Annotated in this window: 17 protein-coding genes and 1 pseudogene; all 18 read right to left on the bottom strand. The window is 60.2% G+C overall.

The annotated features are described in order from the left end of the window. Positions 1 to 6 precede the first annotated feature (6 nt). The 18 genes and pseudogenes from leuE to rpsB all read right to left on the bottom strand — a co-directional run bounded on the left by leuE (position 7) and on the right by rpsB (position 17,363). Complete coding sequence (leuE, locus tag E5678_RS03770; protein ID WP_136177286.1) at positions 7 to 672, bottom strand: leucine efflux protein LeuE; 666 nt, start codon at positions 670 to 672, stop codon at positions 7 to 9. After that, positions 669 to 1,823 (bottom strand): glutamine-hydrolyzing carbamoyl-phosphate synthase small subunit, encoded by a 1,155-nt coding sequence (carA, locus tag E5678_RS03765; protein ID WP_136177285.1) that lies wholly within the window; start codon positions 1,821 to 1,823, stop codon positions 669 to 671. The genes leuE and carA overlap by 4 nt, the downstream gene beginning before the upstream one ends. Positions 1,824 to 2,041: 218 nt before the next feature. Beyond that, positions 2,042 to 2,836, bottom strand: a complete 795-nt coding sequence (locus E5678_RS03760; RefSeq protein WP_136177284.1) for an RNA methyltransferase — start codon at positions 2,834 to 2,836, stop codon at positions 2,042 to 2,044. Further along, positions 2,833 to 3,471 (bottom strand): ribonuclease HII, encoded by a 639-nt coding sequence (rnhB, locus tag E5678_RS03755; protein ID WP_136177283.1) that lies wholly within the window; start codon positions 3,469 to 3,471, stop codon positions 2,833 to 2,835. The genes E5678_RS03760 and rnhB overlap by 4 nt, the downstream gene beginning before the upstream one ends. Beyond that, a complete protein-coding gene (lpxB, locus tag E5678_RS03750; RefSeq protein ID WP_136180616.1) occupies positions 3,443 to 4,561 on the bottom strand; it encodes a lipid-A-disaccharide synthase in 1,119 nt (372 codons plus the stop codon). Before lpxB ends, rnhB begins: the two co-directional genes overlap by 29 nt. A gap of 39 nt (positions 4,562 to 4,600) precedes the next feature. Then, positions 4,601 to 5,389: an acyl-ACP--UDP-N-acetylglucosamine O-acyltransferase gene (lpxA, locus tag E5678_RS03745; protein WP_136177282.1), complete on the bottom strand. Its 789-nt coding sequence runs from the start codon at positions 5,387 to 5,389 to the stop codon at positions 4,601 to 4,603. A gap of 16 nt (positions 5,390 to 5,405) precedes the next feature. Beyond that, on the bottom strand, positions 5,406 to 5,846 hold the full coding sequence (fabZ, locus tag E5678_RS03740) for a 3-hydroxyacyl-ACP dehydratase FabZ (protein ID WP_136177281.1): 441 nt from the start codon (positions 5,844 to 5,846) through the stop codon (positions 5,406 to 5,408). Next, complete coding sequence (gene lpxD / locus E5678_RS03735; RefSeq protein ID WP_136177280.1) at positions 5,843 to 6,898, bottom strand: UDP-3-O-(3-hydroxymyristoyl)glucosamine N-acyltransferase; 1,056 nt, start codon at positions 6,896 to 6,898, stop codon at positions 5,843 to 5,845. Before lpxD ends, fabZ begins: the two co-directional genes overlap by 4 nt. 13 nt (positions 6,899 to 6,911) lie before the next feature. Beyond that, positions 6,912 to 7,430 (bottom strand): OmpH family outer membrane protein, encoded by a 519-nt coding sequence (locus E5678_RS03730; protein WP_136177279.1) that lies wholly within the window; start codon positions 7,428 to 7,430, stop codon positions 6,912 to 6,914. After that, positions 7,430 to 9,730 (bottom strand): outer membrane protein assembly factor BamA, encoded by a 2,301-nt coding sequence (gene bamA / locus E5678_RS03725; RefSeq protein WP_136177278.1) that lies wholly within the window; start codon positions 9,728 to 9,730, stop codon positions 7,430 to 7,432. Before bamA ends, E5678_RS03730 begins: the two co-directional genes overlap by 1 nt. 13 nt (positions 9,731 to 9,743) lie before the next feature. Further along, complete coding sequence (rseP, locus tag E5678_RS03720; RefSeq protein WP_136177277.1) at positions 9,744 to 11,108, bottom strand: RIP metalloprotease RseP; 1,365 nt, start codon at positions 11,106 to 11,108, stop codon at positions 9,744 to 9,746. A gap of 135 nt (positions 11,109 to 11,243) precedes the next feature. Beyond that, a complete protein-coding gene (gene ispC / locus E5678_RS03715; RefSeq protein ID WP_136177276.1) occupies positions 11,244 to 12,425 on the bottom strand; it encodes a 1-deoxy-D-xylulose-5-phosphate reductoisomerase in 1,182 nt (393 codons plus the stop codon). A gap of 13 nt (positions 12,426 to 12,438) precedes the next feature. Further along, the gene (locus E5678_RS03710; protein WP_136177275.1) at positions 12,439 to 13,272 is read right to left on the bottom strand and encodes a phosphatidate cytidylyltransferase; all 834 of its coding nucleotides are present in this window, start codon (positions 13,270 to 13,272) and stop codon (positions 12,439 to 12,441) included. Continuing rightward, positions 13,265 to 14,044: a polyprenyl diphosphate synthase gene (gene uppS, locus E5678_RS03705; RefSeq protein WP_136177274.1), complete on the bottom strand. Its 780-nt coding sequence runs from the start codon at positions 14,042 to 14,044 to the stop codon at positions 13,265 to 13,267. The genes E5678_RS03710 and uppS overlap by 8 nt, the downstream gene beginning before the upstream one ends. Positions 14,045 to 14,092: 48 nt before the next feature. Next, a pseudogene (gene frr / locus E5678_RS03700) lies at positions 14,093 to 14,652 on the bottom strand (ribosome recycling factor). A 40-nt stretch (positions 14,653 to 14,692) separates the two neighbouring features. Further along, positions 14,693 to 15,403 carry a UMP kinase gene (pyrH, locus tag E5678_RS03695; protein WP_136177273.1) on the bottom strand — a complete coding sequence of 237 codons (711 nt, stop codon included), beginning with the start codon at positions 15,401 to 15,403 and terminating at the stop codon, positions 14,693 to 14,695. Between the two features lie 178 nt (positions 15,404 to 15,581). Continuing rightward, positions 15,582 to 16,499 carry a translation elongation factor Ts gene (gene tsf / locus E5678_RS03690; protein ID WP_136177272.1) on the bottom strand — a complete coding sequence of 306 codons (918 nt, stop codon included), beginning with the start codon at positions 16,497 to 16,499 and terminating at the stop codon, positions 15,582 to 15,584. A 105-nt stretch (positions 16,500 to 16,604) separates the two neighbouring features. Continuing rightward, on the bottom strand, positions 16,605 to 17,363 hold the full coding sequence (gene rpsB / locus E5678_RS03685) for a 30S ribosomal protein S2 (protein WP_136177271.1): 759 nt from the start codon (positions 17,361 to 17,363) through the stop codon (positions 16,605 to 16,607). Between the last annotated feature and the right edge of the window lie 279 nt (positions 17,364 to 17,642).

The following is a 17,642-nucleotide window of genomic DNA, read 5'->3' as shown; positions in this document are numbered from 1 at the left end:
TCAGCCTCAACCCAAGCTGGCCGAAGCCAGTTTGACACCGAAGCCCACAAACAAAGCGCCAACGCCACTGGACAAGCCGGCGGACAAACGGCGCCTTGAGCGAAACGCCTGTGCCAAATGGGCGCCGCCAAGAATCAAAGCAGAGAGGTACAGCGCACTGAACAGCATCACGATGCTGCTGAGAATCAAGAACGGCACGGCCGGCGTGGCGTAGCTCGGGTCAATGAACTGCACAAAAAACGACAGCAAAAACAGGATGGCCTTGGGGTTGAGCAAGCTGATCACCAGCGCACGCTGAAACGGGTCGGCCGACCCGACCTGGGTCTGCGCCTCATCGGCGTGCGCCTTCACCTCGGCCAGCTTGGCAAACCCTTGCCGCCAGGCACTGCGAATCAAGTTGAAGCCCAGCCAGGCCAAATACGCCGCACCCACGTACTTCACCACCACAAACAACGGCGGGTAAGTGCGCAACAAGGTGGCTGCGCCCATGGCGGTCAGCAACAACAAAATGGTGTCTCCCAGAAACACGCCAAGGGCGGCCCGGTAGCCCGTTTTTACACCGCGCGCCGTCGCGACCGAGAGAACAAACAGGGAGTTTGGTCCGGGCAGCAAGATGATGCCCAGAGCGCCCAACGCGTAAGTCCAGATGTCGGTGACCCCGTAAAAGCTCATGCGGCTTTTTCCATCAGACCGATGAAACGGTCAAACAGGTAACCAATGTCGTGGGGGCCGGGAGAAGCTTCCGGGTGTCCCTGAAAACAAAACGCGGGCTTGTCCGTGCGGGCCAAGCCTTGCAGCGTGCCATCAAACAAGCTGACGTGGGTCGCGCGCAGGTTGGCGGGCAGTGTCTTTTCGTCAACGGCGAAACCGTGGTTCTGGCTGGTGATACACACCTGGCCGCTGTCCATGTCCTTGACCGGGTGGTTGGCCCCGTGATGGCCGAACTTCATCTTGAACGTTTTGGCGCCACTGGCGAGCGCCATGATCTGATGCCCCAGGCAGATACCAAAGGTCGGAATACCACTGTCGATCAACTCTCGCGCAGCCGCGATGGCGTAATCGCATGGCTCTGGGTCCCCAGGGCCGTTGGACAAAAACAAGCCATTGGGCTTGAGCTTCATCACGTCGGCTGCCGGCGTCTGCGCGGGCACGACCGTGACCTTGCAGCCACGCTGGGTCAGCATGCGCAAGATGTTGTACTTGACGCCGAAGTCATAGGCCACCACATGGAATTTGGGCGCGATTTGCTCGCCATAACCAAAACCCAGCTGCCACTCGGTTTGTGTCCACACATAGGGTTCGGTGGCCGACACGACCTTGGCCAAATCCTGGCCAGCCATGCTGCCCGCCGCCTTGGCAGCCGCCAAGGCCTGTGCACGGTGCGCCTCTGTGATGGCGACGCCTGCAGGCAAGGCCAGAATGCAACCATTCTGGGCACCGTGTGTGCGCAGGCGGCGGGTCAAGGCACGGGTGTCGAGGTCGGCTATGGCAACCGTGTTCTCGCGCACCAGGTATTGCGAGAGCGTTTCCTGGCTGCGAAAGTTGGACGCCAACAGCGGCAGGTCCTTGATAATCAAGCCCGCAGCGTGGATGCGGCTGGATTCCACGTCTTCTTCGTTCACACCGGTGTTGCCGATGTGTGGGTAGGTGAGCGTGACAATCTGCTGGCAGTAGCTGGGATCGGTGAGAATTTCCTGATAGCCGGTGAGCGAGGTGTTGAACACCACTTCGCCCACGGTTTGACCAGTGGCACCGATGGCGATGCCAGTAAAGACCGTGCCATCGGCGAGCGCGAGAAGGGCTTTCGGGTGAACGGGAAGCACGGGATTCTCCAGAGAGGGTATTGGGCGCGGCCGCAGATCGCCTGAACACACAGCTGGGAAGGCTCTGTGCCGCTGGATGTGCCCTCAGTCTGACTGAAAACACTCACGATTGCGCCGCACAAGTGGCTGTGGCCCGAAGCGAGGACAAGGGTTTGCCCTGATTGCGGGTAAACCTCGGGATTATAGCGTGATCGGTTCCGGAATCACCGGCGTATACGCTAGGCAGAGAGGCTGACTGCTTGCCGGGAGGCTCCGCAAGCGCTCGCGTGCAGGCACACGGCGGCGGCGGCGGCCACGTTGAGCGATTCTTCGCCCCCGGGCTGGATGATGCGTACCGATCGAGTGGCCGAAGCAGCCACCGCCGCGCCCACGCCCTGCCCTTCGTGACCCATGACCCAGGCGCACGGCCAAGGCAAATCGGTTAGGTGCAGCCATTCACCCTCGTGTGAACTGGTCACCAGCAGGGGCACCTGCAGCGAATCCAGCGCCTCCGCAGCCAGTCCCTCGATCAGCCGCAAGCCAAAATGCGCTCCCATTCCGGCTCGCAACACCTTGGGCGACCACAATGCGGCCGTGCCTTTGATCGCCAGGATCTGGGCAAACCCCATGGCTGCGGCACTGCGCAGAATAGAACCCACATTGCCCGCATCCTGCAAGCGATCCAACACCACGGTGGCGACGCCCGGCTTCACACCTTCGTCGGCAGGCAAGTCCCAGACGAAGCCCATGCCGGCCGGTGACTCCAGCCCACTGATGCCCGCCATCAAGGCGTCCGAAACAAGATGCACTTTGGGCGCTGCGTGCTTCAGGGCGGGGTCCGCAGTGGCCCAGACCGAGTCGGCAAACAACGCAATGGCCGGCCTGTGCTGGCGTGCCAGCAGTGCCCGGCACAGGTGGTCGCCTTCCAGCCACACCTGGCCCTGCTTGCGGTAGGCGGTATTGTCTTGCGCCAGAATCCGCAAGCGCTTCAGCAACGGGTTGTCGCGAGAAGTGATGGATGTAGGTTCACTCATGCCACACCCCCTGAGCGCGCCGCCCATGCCCTGGCCACAGGCGCAAACGATCGCCGATGGATGTCCAGCGGCCCGTGTTCTTCCAACGCTTTGAGGTGCTGCGCCGTGCCATAACCCTTGTGACGATCAAAACCGTAGTCAGGAAACCGAACATGCAAGTCCTCCAGCATGCGGTCGCGTGTCACTTTGGCCAGAATCGAGGCCGCCGAGATCGCGGGCACCAGCGCATCGCCTGAAACAATGGCTTCGGCCAAAACATTGAGCGCAGGCAAACGGTTGCCATCCACCAGGACTTTGGTTGGTTTCAAGCGCAAACCGTTGACCGCCCGTTGCATCGCCAGCATCGTGGCCTGCAGAATATTGAGCTGGTCGATCTCTTCTACAGACGCCAGCGCGATCGAACAACACAATGCTTTGGCGCGAATTTCGTCGTAGAGCTGCTCACGCCGCGCCGCGGTCAATACCTTCGAGTCGGCAAGCCCTTTGATTGGCGAGCGCTCATCCAATATGACGGCAGCGGCCACCACGGGGCCAGCCAACGGACCTCGCCCAGCCTCATCCACGCCAGCCACCAGCCCGGGCACATCCCAGGCCAGCTTTGCCTGCTCAGCATTCAAGAACTTTTTCGATCGCATCGGTAGCCAAACGGGCGGTATCACGCTTCAAGGTATGGTGCAACGCTTCAAAGCGGTGCTGCAAGGCAGCGATTCTCTCAGGAGAATCCAGCCATTCGATCACAGATTGCGCCAAAGCCTGCGGTGTGGCCGCATCCTGGAGCAATTCAGGTACTACAAACGCCCCACTCAGGATGTTGGGCAGCCCGACCCAAGGCTGCAGTTGCTTGCGTTTCATCATGCGCCACGACAAGGGGTGCATGTTGTAGGCGATCACCATGGGCCGCTTGAACAGCGCGGCTTCCAGCGTGGCTGTGCCACTGGCAATGAGGGTCACATCACAGGCTGCCAAGGCAGCGTGGGACTGCCCCGCGAGCACCTGAATGGATGCGCCTAACCCGCTGGCGCTGGCCATCGCCACCAGCCGCTCTCGTTGCGCGGGCACCGCAGGCAAGACGAAGCGCGTGCCCGGTCGGGCCCTCAGCAACAAAGCCGCGGCATCGAGAAAGCGTTCACCAACGTAGGCAATCTCCGAGGACCGGCTGCCAGGCAGCAAGGCCACCACCGTGTCTTCGTCTCCGAGACCCAGCTGCCGACGGGCGGCGGCCCGATCCGGCACCAGTGGGATCACATTCGCCAGTGGATGACCCACATAACTGGCCGCGATCCCGTGCCGCGCCAACAAGTCAGGTTCAAAAGGAAAAATACACAGTACGTGGTCGGCCGCCGCACGAATCTTGTCGATGCGATTGGCACGCCAGGCCCAAATGGAGGGGCAAATGAAGTGCACCGTCTTGATGCCCTGCTCTCGCAGTCCCGTCTCAAGATCAAGGTTGAAGTCCGGCGCATCGATGCCCACAAACAAGGCCGGCGGATCGGCCAGCAAGCGACGCTTGAGCTGGCGCCTGATACCGGCAATCTCAGGGTAATGGCGCAACACCTCAATGTAGCCCCGAACAGCCAGTTTCTCCTGCGGCCACCAGCTCTCAAACCCATGGGCCTGCATGGCAGGCCCACCAATGCCTTGCGTCCGCAAAGCTGGCCACCGCGTCTTCAACCCATCGAGCAACAGGCCCGCGAGAAGATCGCCAGACGTTTCCCCTGCGACCATGGCAAACGGCCGATCAACCACGGATGGACTCCATCGGGTTCAGCGCGCAATGCCATTGGTGGCGTGGCCCAGAAAGCCTTCCATCAAGGCAACATCATCGGCCGCCTCGGGCGTGTTTTCAACCAGTTGGCCGATGGCCACACGCGCATCGGCCAGGGTCTTGCCTTGGCGGTAAAGCAGTTTGTGCATCTCGCGGACAGCAGCGATGCGACCGGGCGAAAAGCCCCTGCGGCGCAACCCGACCAGATTCACACCGCGCACCGCCAGTGGATGGCCGTCGACGATCATGAACGGGGGCACATCCTGCCCGACATGGCTGGCAAACCCGATCATGCTGTGCGCGCCGATCTTCATGCGCTGCAATATGCCCGTGAGACCACCAATGGTGACCCAGTCGCCCACCTTGACGTGGCCACCCAGCGTCGCGTTGTTCGCCATGGTGATCTGGCTGCCCAGCTGGCAGTCGTGTGCAATGTGGACATAGGCCATGAACCAGTTGTCATCGCCCACCCGGGTGACGCCCGCGTCTTGCGCGGTGCCGATATTGAAAGTGCAAAACTCGCGAATGGTGTTGCGGTCGCCAATGACCAGCTCACAAGGCTCACCAGCGTACTTCTTGTCCTGCGAAATTGCACCAATGGAGTTGAACTGAAAAATCCGGTTGTCCTGCCCAATGGTGGTGTGGCCTTCGACCACACAATGCGGGCCAATGGAAGAGCCCGCACCAATGCGCACATGTGGACCCACCACGGTAAATGCACCCACAGTCACGGAGCTGTCCAGCTCAGCGGCTGAATCCACCACGGCGGTGGAATGAATTCGACTCACGTTGCGCCCTCCGCGCTCAGGCGATGGTGCGCATAGTGCACATCAGGTCTGCCTGGCAAGCCACGGCTTCGCCAACATAGCAGGTGCCTTTGAACTTGAAAATACCAGCTTTGGAGCGCTCCAGCGTGACATCCATGAGCAGCTGATCACCGGGCTCAACCGGGCGCTTGAAGCGTGCAGCATCGATGCCAGCGAAGTAATACACGCTGTTGTCATCCAAGGTCTTGCCCATGGCGTCAAATGACAAGATGGCCGCGGCCTGAGCCATGGCTTCCAGCATCAACACGCCAGGCATCACGGGGCGGTGCGGAAAATGCCCCATGAAGTACGGCTCGTTGATCGAGACATTCTTGATGGCCTTGATGCGCTTGCCATGCTCGATCTCCAACACGCGATCCACCAAAAGAATCGGATAACGGTGGGGCAGGAGCTTGAGAATCTGGTGGATATCGATCATGGGGTTCTAGACGGCTCTTGTGCCGCTTGTGCAAGGGCTTGCTCGATCGCCTTGAGGCGCTCTCGCAAGCGGTTGAGTTGTTTGAGGGAGGCAGCGTTCTTCTCCCACGACGCATTGTCGTCGATCGGGAACATGCCGGTGTAGTGCCCCGGTTTGTTGATGGAGCGTGTCACCACCGTACCGGCCGAAATGTTCACCCGGTCAGCCAACGTCAAGTGGCCCAGCACAATTGCGCCCCCACCCACCGTACAGTGCGCTCCGATGTGGGCACTGCCTGCCACGCCCACGCAACCCGCCATGGCCGAATGGGCACCAATGTGCACGTTGTGTCCGATCTGGATCAGGTTGTCCAGCTTCACGCCGTCTTCGATCACCGTATCGTCCAGCGCCCCGCGATCGATGCAAGTGTTGGCACCAATCTCGACATCATTTCCAATGCGCACAGCACCGAGCTGCTCGATCTTGACCCATTGACCTTGGTGGGGAGCAAAGCCAAATCCATCGGCGCCGATCACCACGCCCGAGTGAACGATGCAGCGCTGGCCCAGCGAGCACCCCTCCCCGATCGTCACATGTGCGGACAGGCAGGAGCCCGCACCGACCACTGCACCAGCACCCACAACGCAGTGTGGGCCGAGCCGCGCGCCGGCTTCGATTCGGGCGCCCGGACCGACGACACAGAACGCCGCAACATCCACCCCTTCAGCGATCGTCGCATCGGGATCGATGGCGGACTGCGGGTGGATACGGGGTGGCAGAACGGGCGCGTGTTGCGCACGCCACCATTGCGTAAGCCGGGCAAAATAAAGGTATGGGTCATCTGCGACGATGCAGGCCCCGCGAGCGCTTGCGGCCACCTGCAGCGATGGCGGCACGATGAGCACGCCGGCACGCGTGGATTCAATCTGGTGGGCATAACGTGCCTGCGCGACGAAAGCAATTTCGGTCGGCTGAGCCGTGGCAAGGGGAGCCAGGCGCGCGATGACGGCAGCGCCATCGCCCAGCAATTCTCCACCCAGTGCCTCGACCACCAAGCCCAAGGTCGTTGACACGATGGAGCCCGCCCTACTTGGTGCTGTTCAAGCCACTGAGCACCTTGTCGGTGATGTCGTGCTTGGGGTTGATGTAGACCGCTTCTTGCAGAATAAGGTCGTACTTCTCGTTTTCCGCCACCTGCTTGATGACGCGATTGGCCCGCTCCAATACTAGCTGAAGCTCCTCATTCTTGCGGAGCGTCAAATCTTCCTGAAACTCGCGCTGCTTGCGCTGGAAATCACGATCCTGGTCCACGAGCTGGCGTTGGCGTGTCACACGCTGGGCTTCAGGCAAAGTGGGCGCTTCGCGCTCAAATTTTTCCGAAACGGACTTCAACTGAGCCGCTTGGCTCTGGATTTCTTTCTCGCGCTTGGAGAACTCCTGCTCAAGCTTGGTCTGGGCCGACTTGGCTTGATTGGCCTCTCGCAAAATGCGATCGGTACTCACAAAACCAATTCGAAAGTCCTGCGCCATGGCCGATACCGCCAAGGCACTTGCTGCCAAAGCCAGCGCAACACGGGTCGCGAGGCGAGGGGTAATAAACGTCATCAAAAGGAGGTTCCGATCTGAAACTGGAATTTCTGAATACTGTCGCCGTCGAATTTGCGGACTGGCGTGCCATAAGCAAACCGCAGGGGACCGATCGGAGAAATCCAGCTCAGTCCCACACCAACCGATGCACGCAGCTTGCTGAGATCAACGCTTTCGGACTCACCGTAAACATTGCCAACGTCAGCGAATGCAAACCAGCGCAAGGTACGGTCGTTGCCGGCCCCTGGGAACGGACCAATGAACTCGGCATTGAACACCAGGTTGCGAGCGCCGCCGATATTGACCGTCTCACCCGTGGTGGAGCCGATCACCGCAGAGGTTGGGCCCAGAGTGCCTTGCTCAAAGCCTCGCACGGAACCCAGGCCACCACCGTAGAAATTGCGGAGCACCGGGAAGGACTTGCTGCCCAGCCCTTTGCCCACGCCGACCTCGGTATTGAACGCCAGGGTGTACTGACGCGTCAGGGGCACATACTGCTGGAATTGGTAGCTGAGCTTCACGTACTGGCGATCACTCCCCAGACCGAATTCGGTATTGAGGCGCTGCAAACGCCCTGCGGTTGGAACCAGCGCACTGTCACGCTCATCACGCGCCCATCCGACGGTCGCTGGCAGGTAGGTACCGCCTTGATCGAGGTAGGCTTCAGGCAACTCGTCACCCGAAGTCACTTTGACGTGCTCCGCACCAACGCCAAAATACACGGTGTCTCGCTCGGTGAACGGAACACCAAACTTGATACCGACACCCTTTGTGGCGATCTCGTAGTCCCCACCTTGCGCGTCGTAGGGCTGGGTGGTTTTGTAGTACCCGTCCAGCGTGCGCGATATGCCGTCGGCCGTGAAATACGGGTTGGTGGTGCTGAGCACAAATTGGCGGTTGTACTTGCTGGTGTTCAGGTCCAAGCCCAGGTAGTTGCCGCTGCCAAACACGTTTTCCTGCTTGATGCTGCCGATGAAAGACAGTTTGTCTGCCTGCGAATACCCGGCACCAATGGAGAGGTTACCCGTGGGCTTTTCCGCCACTGAGATGGTGAGATCCACCTGGTCGTTGGAGCCGGGCACCGGCTCGGTACCGATCCCGACTTCGGTGAAATACCCCAGGCGATCTACCCGGTCGCGGGACAGGCGGATGCGATCGCTGTCGTACCAGGCCGACTCGAGCTGGCGGAATTCCCGGCGAATGACTTCGTCGCGCGTGCGGTTGTTGCCTTCAACATTGATCCGGCGGACATAGACACGGCGGGCAGGCTGGGCACGCAAGACAAAGGCCACCCGGTTGTTGGCGCGGTCGATATCTGGCGTGGCCTCTACCTGGGCAAACGCATAGCCGAAGGATCCAAAGTAGTCGGTAAAGGCCTTGACAGTCTTGGACACGTCTTCAGCGTTGTAGGCTTCGCCAGGCCGCATGGCCACCAGCGTTTTGAACTCATCGTCTTTGCCGAGATACTCACCTTGCAAGACCACCGACGAGACAACAAAGCGCTTGCCCTCGGTGACGTTGATGGTCATCGACATGTCTTGTTTGTCTGGCGAGATGGCCACCTGTGTGGAGTCCACCTTGAATTCAAGGTAGCCGCGCGTCAGGTAATACGAGCGCAGCGATTCGAGGTCGGCATTGAGCTTCGCACGCGAATAGCGGTCCGACTTGGTGTACCAGCTCATGAAGCCGCCGGTATCCAGATCGAACAGGTCGCGCAAGGTGGACTCGCTGAAGGCTTGATTGCCCACGATGCGGATGTCCTTGATCTTGGCCACATCGCCTTCAATCACATTGAAATTGAGGTTGACCCGGTTGCGCTCCGAAGGGGTGACGGTTGTCACCACCTGAGCGGCGTACATGCTGCGGTTGATGTACTGGCGCTTGAGTTCTTGCTCAGCCTTGTCGGCCAAGGCCTTGTCAAAGGGACGGCCTTCGGCGAGGCCAACGTCGCGCAAGGTCTTTTTCAACACCTCGGCATCGAATTCCTTGATCCCGCTGAAGCTCACGTCTGCGACCGTCGGGCGTTCCTCAACGATCACGATCAGGACACCCTCCTCGACCTGGAGACGCACATCGGTAAAGAGACCCAGGCCAAACAGCGAGCGAATCGCTGAGGAACCCTTTTCGTCGTTGTACTGCTCACCGATGCGGAAAGGCAATGATGCGAACACCGTACCCGGCTCCACACGCTGCAGGCCTTCGACCCGGATATCTTTCAGTGTGAACGGATCTACCGCCCAGGCTGGCAAGGCGGTCAAAATCAAAGATGCGGCTGCCGTAATTGACAAGCCACGCAGGCGGTTAGGGAATAATTTCATGAGGAACAGGTGTTCAGCCAGCCAAGCGGGCCACATCATTGAACAAGGCAACGGACATCAATGCCAGCAAAATGGCGACGCCCCCGCGCTGCAGGCGCTCCATCCAGACCGCAGATACACTGCGACCCGTCACACCCTCCCAAAGATAATACATCAGGTGCCCCCCATCGAGGACGGGCAGCGGCAGCAGATTTAGTACACCCAAGCTCACGCTGATCAATGCCAAGAAAACCAGGTAGTAGGTCCACCCCATGCTGGCCGACTTTCCCGCATAGTCGGCGATGGTCAACGGGCCGCTCAGATTCTTGAGTGAAGCCTCACCGATGACCATTCGGCCCATCATTTTGAGGGTCAACCACGACACTTCCCAGGTCCGCACCACCCCTTGCGTCAGGCCGTCGATGGCTCCGTAACGCACGGTGAGCATGGCCGGTGGAGCCCCTACATACGCACCAATTCGCCCCATCCAGGCACCTTCGTGCTGTTCAGGCAGGGGGTGGACCGCCAAAGTAAGGCTTTCGCCACGGCGCTGCAGCGCCCATTGTTGTACCCGGGGCTCACCAGCGGGCCCGACGCCCTCACGGATGGCGTTGCGCAACGCCAGACCGTCGGCCACGGCATGGCCATCCACATGGGTGACCTGATCCCCGGCCAACAACCCAGCGGCCATGGCCGCTCCATCGGGCAAGATGTCGCCCAAAACTGGCGCCGTCCAGGGCGACAGGATGCCGATGTTGCGGTAGAGCTGGGCATCGGCCTCGCTCACATCCAGGTTGCTCAAAGGCAAGGTCACAGCGCGGGTGGTTCCGCCCTCTTGCGCCGACACCCACAGGGTGATGTCGTCGTCAGACAGGGCGGCCTGCGTCAAACGCCAACGCAAATCCTCAAAGGACACCACCGCCTCTGGTTCGGCGTCGCCCGCAGCAGTCTGGGCCACCCACTCGCCCCCCTTCAAGCCGGCCTCCTGGGCCAATGAGCCTGCTATCGGTCCCGCCAGCACCGGTTGGGGCTCTTCGACCCCGGACCAATTGACCACGGCATACAAAACCACGGCCAGCAGCAGATTGGCCACTGGGCCCGCTGCAACGATGGCCGCCCTGGATTTCAAAGGCTGCGTGTTGAAGGCGAGATGGCGGTCAGCAGCATCCACAGGTGCCTCGCGCTCATCCAGCATGCGCACATAGCCGCCCAGCGGCAGAGCGCACAGCACAAACTCCGTCGGACTGCCTTTGGGTTGCCAGCGCAACAAAGGTTTTCCAAACCCCACAGAGAACCGCAAAACCTTCACCCCGCAGGCCACAGCCACACGGTAGTGGCCATATTCGTGCACGGTGATCAGCAGCCCCAGGGCCACTACAAACGCAATGACGGTCAACATATCAATTTCCTGGATTCACCCGGCGATCCGGGTACTGAAGCCTGTTCACACCGATTGGACGCGTGCGAACTGTGTGAAAAACTGCCGGGACAGGCTCCAATATGAACCCGCCACCACCGCAGTTGCGAAACGCTCTCAGCTCAAATGGCGGGTAACCAGAGAGTCTGCCACCGACCGCGCTTCAGCGTCGATGGCCAGCAGATCCTGAAGGCTGCCAGGTGTGGGAGGCAACAGCATCGTCAAAGTTGCATGGTTGACGGCGTGGATCTGGTCGAAACGCAGACGCCCCTCCAGAAATGCAGCCACAGCGACCTCGTTGGCCGCGTTGAGCACAGCCGTGGTGCCACTCGGGGCCCTCAATGCGTCCCAGGCCAATTGAAGTCCCGGAAAACGCGCGTGATCGGGCGGCTCAAAAGTCAATGCACCCAAGGCCGCGAAATCCAGGGCCTGCGCGCCCGACTCGATCCGCTCGGGCCAGGAAAGGCCATAGGCAATCGGCACCCGCATATCGGGCGTGCCCATCTGTGCAACCACAGAACGGTCGTGGTACTGCACCATGGAGTGCACCACACTCTGCGGGTGGATCACGACCTCGATCTGTTCGGGTTTCAGGCCAAACAGGTAGCTCGCTTCGATCACCTCAAGAGCCTTGTTCATCATCGTGGCGGAATCCACTGAAATCTTTCGTCCCATCACCCACGTCGGGTGGGCGCAGGCTTCGTCGGGCGTCACCGTGGACAGGGTCTCTGGATCGCGCTGGCGGAAGGGTCCACCAGAGGCCGTCAACATGATTTTCTCCACACGGCGGGTCCAGCTCGACACATCATCGGGCAGCGACTGGAAGATGGCGGAGTGCTCGCTGTCGATCGGCAGCAACGTGGCACCACCGGCTCGAACGGCGGCCATGAACAGCTCACCGCCCACCACCAGGGCCTCTTTATTGGCCAACAGCAGCTTTTTCCCTGCCCTGGCCGCAGCGAGACTGGGGGCCAGACCCGCGGCGCCAACGATCGCCGCCATCACCGTATCAACCTCTGCGTCAGTGCATACCCTGCACAGCGCATCTGCGCCACTGAGTACCTGGACCGACAAACCCTCGGCCTTCGCCCGATCCGCCAGCTGTGCGGCATGCGGCTCGCTGGCCATGACCGCAAAGCGCGGAGAGAACAAGCGGCACTGCTCCAGCAGCAAGTCCACCTGGGTGGCCGCCGTCAATGCCACGACCTCAAAGCGGTCCAGATGGCGGGCGATTACATCGAGGGTGCTGGTTCCGACCGATCCGGTTGACCCCAGAATGGCAATGCGTTGTCTTGACATGAATCGTTGCGTTTCAGAAGGTGGCCAACAGCATGGCCAGGGGCAGGACAGGCAGCAAGGCATCGACGCGATCGAGCACGCCTCCATGGCCCGGGAGCAACTGGCTGGAGTCTTTCATGCCAGCACCCCGTTTGACGAGCGACTCCAGCAAATCACCCACCACGCTCATCGCGCCCAAGAGGATCACACCGATCGCTGCCACCCCAGGGCCAAAGGACCACAGCCGGGTAAACAGACTGGCGTCCTGAGGGGCACGGCCGGCATCAATCCACAGCCAGCCCGCACCCAGCAAGAACACGCCCAGCATGCCGCTGACCGCACCCTCCCAGCTCTTGCCCGGACTCAAGGTGGGCGCCAGCTTGCGGCGGCCAAACGCTTTTCCACCGGCATAAGCAGCGATGTCAGCCATCCACACCAGTGTCAGTACCGACAACAAAAACCCCAAACCCATCATCCGAGCTTGCGCCAAGGCCAGCCAGGCACAAGCCAACAGAAACAGACCACCCCACAGCCGCCAGGCCACCGGCCACGCTTGCCAGCCCGACACACCGCGCCTCAGCATCACCAGCGCTAGCGACAACCACGCCAAGGCGACCACGCGCCACAAGACGGGCCATGACTGGTCCAGCACACCCATCCACCAGCACGCCATGAGCAGCAAGCCCAACCCCACACCCGCGGCCTGAGCAGGAACCGGCCCCTGCCCGTTCAGGCGAGCCCACTCCCAGCCCGCGGCGCCCAGCAACAAGACGGTCACCAGAACAAAAGGCTCGATCGATGGATAAAACATGGCCGGCAGCAAGACCGCCAACAAGACCAGCGCAGTGATGATGCGCTGTTTAAGCATGCGGGGAGCCATCGGCCGATGGCATGCCGATTGGATCAATGGCCTTCACCTGCTCGGATGTCTGTCCAAACCTGCGCTCACGAGAACCAAAATCGGCAATGGCCCGATCCAGCTCATCGCCATCGAAGTCTGGCCACAGGCACGCTGAGAAATACAACTCTGCATAGGCCACCTGCCACAACAGGAAGTTGCTGATGCGCATCTCGCCGCCGGTCCGAATCACCAGATCCGGGTCACCAACATGGGCCAACACTGTGGTTTCGTTCAGCGCCGCCTCGGTGATTTCGCGCCCCTCGGCCACCAGGCGGCGCGCCGCCTGGGCTATATCCCAGCGACCGCCGTAGTTGAAGCACACATTGAGCACCAGACGCTCATTGTCCGCCGTCATCTCCTGAGCCTTTTGAAAGCCCTGCACCACCCGAGCAGAGAGCCCGGCTCTGTCACCTGGGAAATGCAGCCGAACGCCGTTCTTGTGCAGCTTGGGCACCTCACGCGTGAGTGCCAGAGCCAGCAACTCCATCAAACCAGACACCTCTTCTACCGGGCGGTTCCAGTTCTCGGAAGAAAACGCGAAGACGGTCAGGACCGCTATACCCTTTTCCAGACAAGCCCTGACAGTGCGGCGCAGCGCATCCACGCCTTGCTTGTGTCCCGCGACACGCGGCAAATGGCGCTGTTTGGCCCACCGACCATTGCCATCCATCACGATGGCCACATGACGCGGCAATCCTATGGCCACAGGTGAACAACTGTCAGAATGGACCGAGGGCATCGAATCGGATTTGAGGTGGATAGATGTAAAAAAGGGAACCTGCCCGTATCAAACGGCCAGAATATCCTGCTCTTTCGAGGCCACCAGGCGATCCACTTCCGTGATCATCCGGTCGGTGAGTTTTTGAACATCTTCTTGTGAGCGGCGCTCGTCGTCCTCGGAGGCTTCCTTGTCCTTGACCAACCGCTTGACCGTCTCGTTGGCATCGCGGCGCAGGTTTCGAATGGCGATCTTGGACGCCTCACCCTCGTTGCGCACCACTTTGGTGAGCTCTTTGCGGCGCTCTTCGGTCATGGGGGCATGGGCACACGGATCAAATCACCTTGGCTCGAAGGATTCAGGCCGAGGTCAGACTCTCGAATGGCTTTCTCGATCTTGGCGCCCATGCCCTTTTCCCAAGGTGCGACGCCAATGGTTCGAGCGTCCAGCAAGCTCAGATTCGCCACTTGCGACAAGGGCAACATGGAGCCGTAATACTCAACATGCACCGTGTCCAGCAGCGCAGGATTCGGGCGACCCGTGCGGACCTTGGACAGGTTGCCCTTGAACGCCTCCAGCGACTGCTCCATCTTGTGTTCGGCGGTTTGTAGGATCTCAGCAATGCTCATGACAATTCCTCTTTCAGCTCAAATCAACGGGTCGTTTGTCTCAAACGTGAACCAGGGTACCTTCGTCCCCGCCCAGCACAACGTTGCGCAAGGCACCTGGTTTGAATATCGAAAACACTTTCACAGGCAACTTTTGATCGCGGCACAACGCAAACGCAGTCGCATCCATCACCTGCAAATTCTTCGCCATGGCCTCGTCAAATGAAATCGACGTATAGCGTGTGGCGTTGGGATCTATGTTGGGGTCGGCGGAATACACCCCATCCACCTTGGTGGCCTTGAGCACGATTTCGGCCCCGATCTCGGCCCCGCGCAAGGCAGCGGCGGTATCGGTGGTGAAAAACGGGTTGCCGGTACCCGCGGCAAAGACCACCACTTTTCCCTCTTCCAGATACTGGAGGGCTTTGGGCCGCACGTAGGGCTCCACCACTTGCTCGATCGCAATCGCCGACATCACCCGGGCGATCAGGCCTGCTTTCTCCATGGTGTCGGCCAGTGCCAGTGAGTTCATCACGGTGGCCAGCATGCCCATGTAGTCGGCGGTTGCGCGGTCCATGCCCACAGCACCACCCGCCACGCCACGGAAAATATTGCCGCCGCCGATCACCACTGCCACTTCAACGCCCAGGCGAGTCACCTCGGCAATCTCTTCCACCATGCGCGCGATGGTCGCACGGTTGATGCCGAAAGCATCATCACCCATCAGGGCTTCACCAGAGAGTTTCAGCAGGATTCGTTTGTACGCTGGCATAGGCAACTTTCTCGATTCGAATGACGGAGGCTCAGCCTCCAAGTGTAGCGAGGCACAGAACCTTTGCCCAAGCATGCCGTCGACTTGCCCGGCAAAAAATAACACTCACACAAAACAACGGGCCTTGCGGCCCGGTTGTTTTGTCTGGCGATAAGGCTGGGCCCGGCCCAGCCCCGGATCACGAGCCCTGGGCAGCAGCCACCTGGGCGGCCACTTCGGCCGCAAAATCGTCGACTTTCTTCTCGATGCCCTCGCCCACCACATACATGGTGAAACCCTTCACCGTGGTGCCCTCGGCCTTGAGCATTTGCTCAACGGTCAACTTGTCGTTCTTCACGAAGGACTGGTTGAACAGCGATACCTCTTTGAGGTACTTTTGAACCGCGCCGTCGATGCGCTTGGCAACAATTTCGGCACTCTGCTCTGACTTGCCGGCAGCGACCAGCTCTTTGTTGGCTTCGTCGGCTTTGGCGGTCGCAACCGAACGCTCACGCTCGATGAACTCGGCAGGCACGTCAGCGCTGGTCAAAGCCACAGGCTTCATGGCAGCGATGTGCATAGCCGTGTCTTTGGCGGGTGTATCTGCCCCCTCAAACTCAACCACCACACCAATGCGCGTGCCGTGCACGTAGGACACAACTTTGGCGCCACCGCTGTAATGCTTGAAGCGGCGGAAGCTCATGTTCTCGCCAATCTTGCCAATCAAGCCCTTGCGCACGTCTTCAAGCGTGGGGCCGAACGAGTCCTGGCTGTAAGGCAAAGCGCCCAGCGCTTCCAAATCGGCTGGATTGTGCTTGGCCACCAACTCAGAGGCAGCATTGGCGAAAGCCAGGAAACTGTCGTTCTTGGTCACGAAGTCGGTTTCGCAATTCACTTCGATCATGCCACCGGTGGTGCCGTCGATGAAGCTGGTAACCACACCTTCGGCGGTCACGCGGCTGGCGGCCTTGCCAGCCTTGGTGCCGAGCTTGACGCGCAGCAACTCTTCGGCCTTGGCCATGTCGCCCTCGGCTTCGGTCAGGGCTTTTTTGCACTCCATCATGGGTGCATCGGTCTTGGCGCGCAGTTCTGCGACCATGCTTGCGGTAATTGCCATTGGGGTTCTCCTTGTTCCGCCGCAACACGCTGGCGGAGGGTCAATAATCGGTTTTGCTTGTGAAAAAGGGGCTACTGGAGCCCCTCTTTCGCGCGGCAGCCCAGCTTAGGCGGCTGGAGTGCCTTCTTTCACTTCGACGAATTCGTCGGAGCCTTCTGCGGCCACAGCCTTCACAACACCGCTCACGGCGTCGTTGCGGCCTGCGAGCACCGCATCAGCGATACCGCGGGCGTACAAGGCCACGGCGCGAGCCGAGTCGTCGTTGCCCGGGATCACATAGTCGATACCGACGGGGGAGTGGTTGGTGTCAACAACACCCACCAGCGGGATGCCCAGCTTCTGCGCTTCCAGCACGGTGATCTTGTGGAAACCCACGTCAATCAGGAAAATGGCATCAGGCAATGCGGTCATGTCCTGGATACCACCGATGTCCTTTTCCAGCTTTTCCATTTCGCGAGCGAACATCAGTTGCTCTTTTTTGCTCATGGTCTCCAGACCACCTTCTTGCTGGGCCTGCATGTCCTTCAGACGCTTGATCGAGGTCTTGACCGTCTTGAAGTTGGTCAGCATGCCACCCAACCAACGCTGGTCGACAAAAGGCACGCCAGCGCGACGGGCTTCCAGAGCCACGGTGTCACGGGAGGTGCGCTTGGTCCCCACCATCAAAATGGTGCCGCGGTTGGCGGTCAACTGACGCACAAACTTGGCGGCGTCTTCGAACATCGGCAACGTCTTCTCGAGGTTGACGATGTGGATTTTGTTGCGGTGACCGAAGATGAACGGTGCCATCTTGGGGTTCCAGAAGCGGGTTTGGTGGCCAAAATGGACACCGGCTTCCAGCATTTCGCGCATGGTAATAGACATGACTTGATTTCCAAAGGTTAAGACTTAAATCCAGCCCCGATCACCAATCACCTCTCCATGAGATGTCAGCAACACCCGGTTGGGCTGGTTTGAGATTACTTTGCAGCGCTCACGCCCCGCAAAGCCGTTCGATTATAGCAGCCACCTGCCAAGGCAGCCAAAGACCCAAGCACCCTCCCATCTGGCGCATTGCACACCACCCGGGAAAAGCCACGCCGCGTACGGCGCAAATTGTGCAGCGCGGCCCTGGCATCCTGAATGGGCCGTTCCGTGGTGAAA

Source organism: Hydrogenophaga sp. PAMC20947 (assembly GCF_004795855.1).
Lineage (GTDB): Bacteria > Pseudomonadota > Gammaproteobacteria > Burkholderiales > Burkholderiaceae_C > Hydrogenophaga.
This window is presented reverse-complemented; position numbering and strand designations above follow the sequence as displayed.

Coding starts and splice junctions, on each gene's coding strand:
- leuE (WP_136177286.1), bottom strand. CDS start 672: ATGAGCTTTTACGGGGTCACCGACATCTGGACTTACGCGTTGGGCGCT.
- E5678_RS03760 (WP_136177284.1), bottom strand. CDS start 2,836: ATGAGTGAACCTACATCCATCACTTCTCGCGACAACCCGTTGCTGAAG.
- rnhB (WP_136177283.1), bottom strand. CDS start 3,471: ATGCGATCGAAAAAGTTCTTGAATGCTGAGCAGGCAAAGCTGGCCTGG.
- lpxB (WP_136180616.1), bottom strand. CDS start 4,561: ATGGTCGCAGGGGAAACGTCTGGCGATCTTCTCGCGGGCCTGTTGCTC.
- fabZ (WP_136177281.1), bottom strand. CDS start 5,846: ATGATCGATATCCACCAGATTCTCAAGCTCCTGCCCCACCGTTATCCG.
- E5678_RS03730 (WP_136177279.1), bottom strand. CDS start 7,430: ATGACGTTTATTACCCCTCGCCTCGCGACCCGTGTTGCGCTGGCTTTG.
- bamA (WP_136177278.1), bottom strand. CDS start 9,730: ATGAAATTATTCCCTAACCGCCTGCGTGGCTTGTCAATTACGGCAGCC.
- rseP (WP_136177277.1), bottom strand. CDS start 11,108: ATGTTGACCGTCATTGCGTTTGTAGTGGCCCTGGGGCTGCTGATCACC.
- ispC (WP_136177276.1), bottom strand. CDS start 12,425: ATGTCAAGACAACGCATTGCCATTCTGGGGTCAACCGGATCGGTCGGA.
- E5678_RS03710 (WP_136177275.1), bottom strand. CDS start 13,272: ATGCTTAAACAGCGCATCATCACTGCGCTGGTCTTGTTGGCGGTCTTG.
- uppS (WP_136177274.1), bottom strand. CDS start 14,044: ATGCCCTCGGTCCATTCTGACAGTTGTTCACCTGTGGCCATAGGATTG.
- pyrH (WP_136177273.1), bottom strand. CDS start 15,403: ATGCCAGCGTACAAACGAATCCTGCTGAAACTCTCTGGTGAAGCCCTG.
- tsf (WP_136177272.1), bottom strand. CDS start 16,499: ATGGCAATTACCGCAAGCATGGTCGCAGAACTGCGCGCCAAGACCGAT.
- rpsB (WP_136177271.1), bottom strand. CDS start 17,363: ATGTCTATTACCATGCGCGAAATGCTGGAAGCCGGTGTCCATTTTGGC.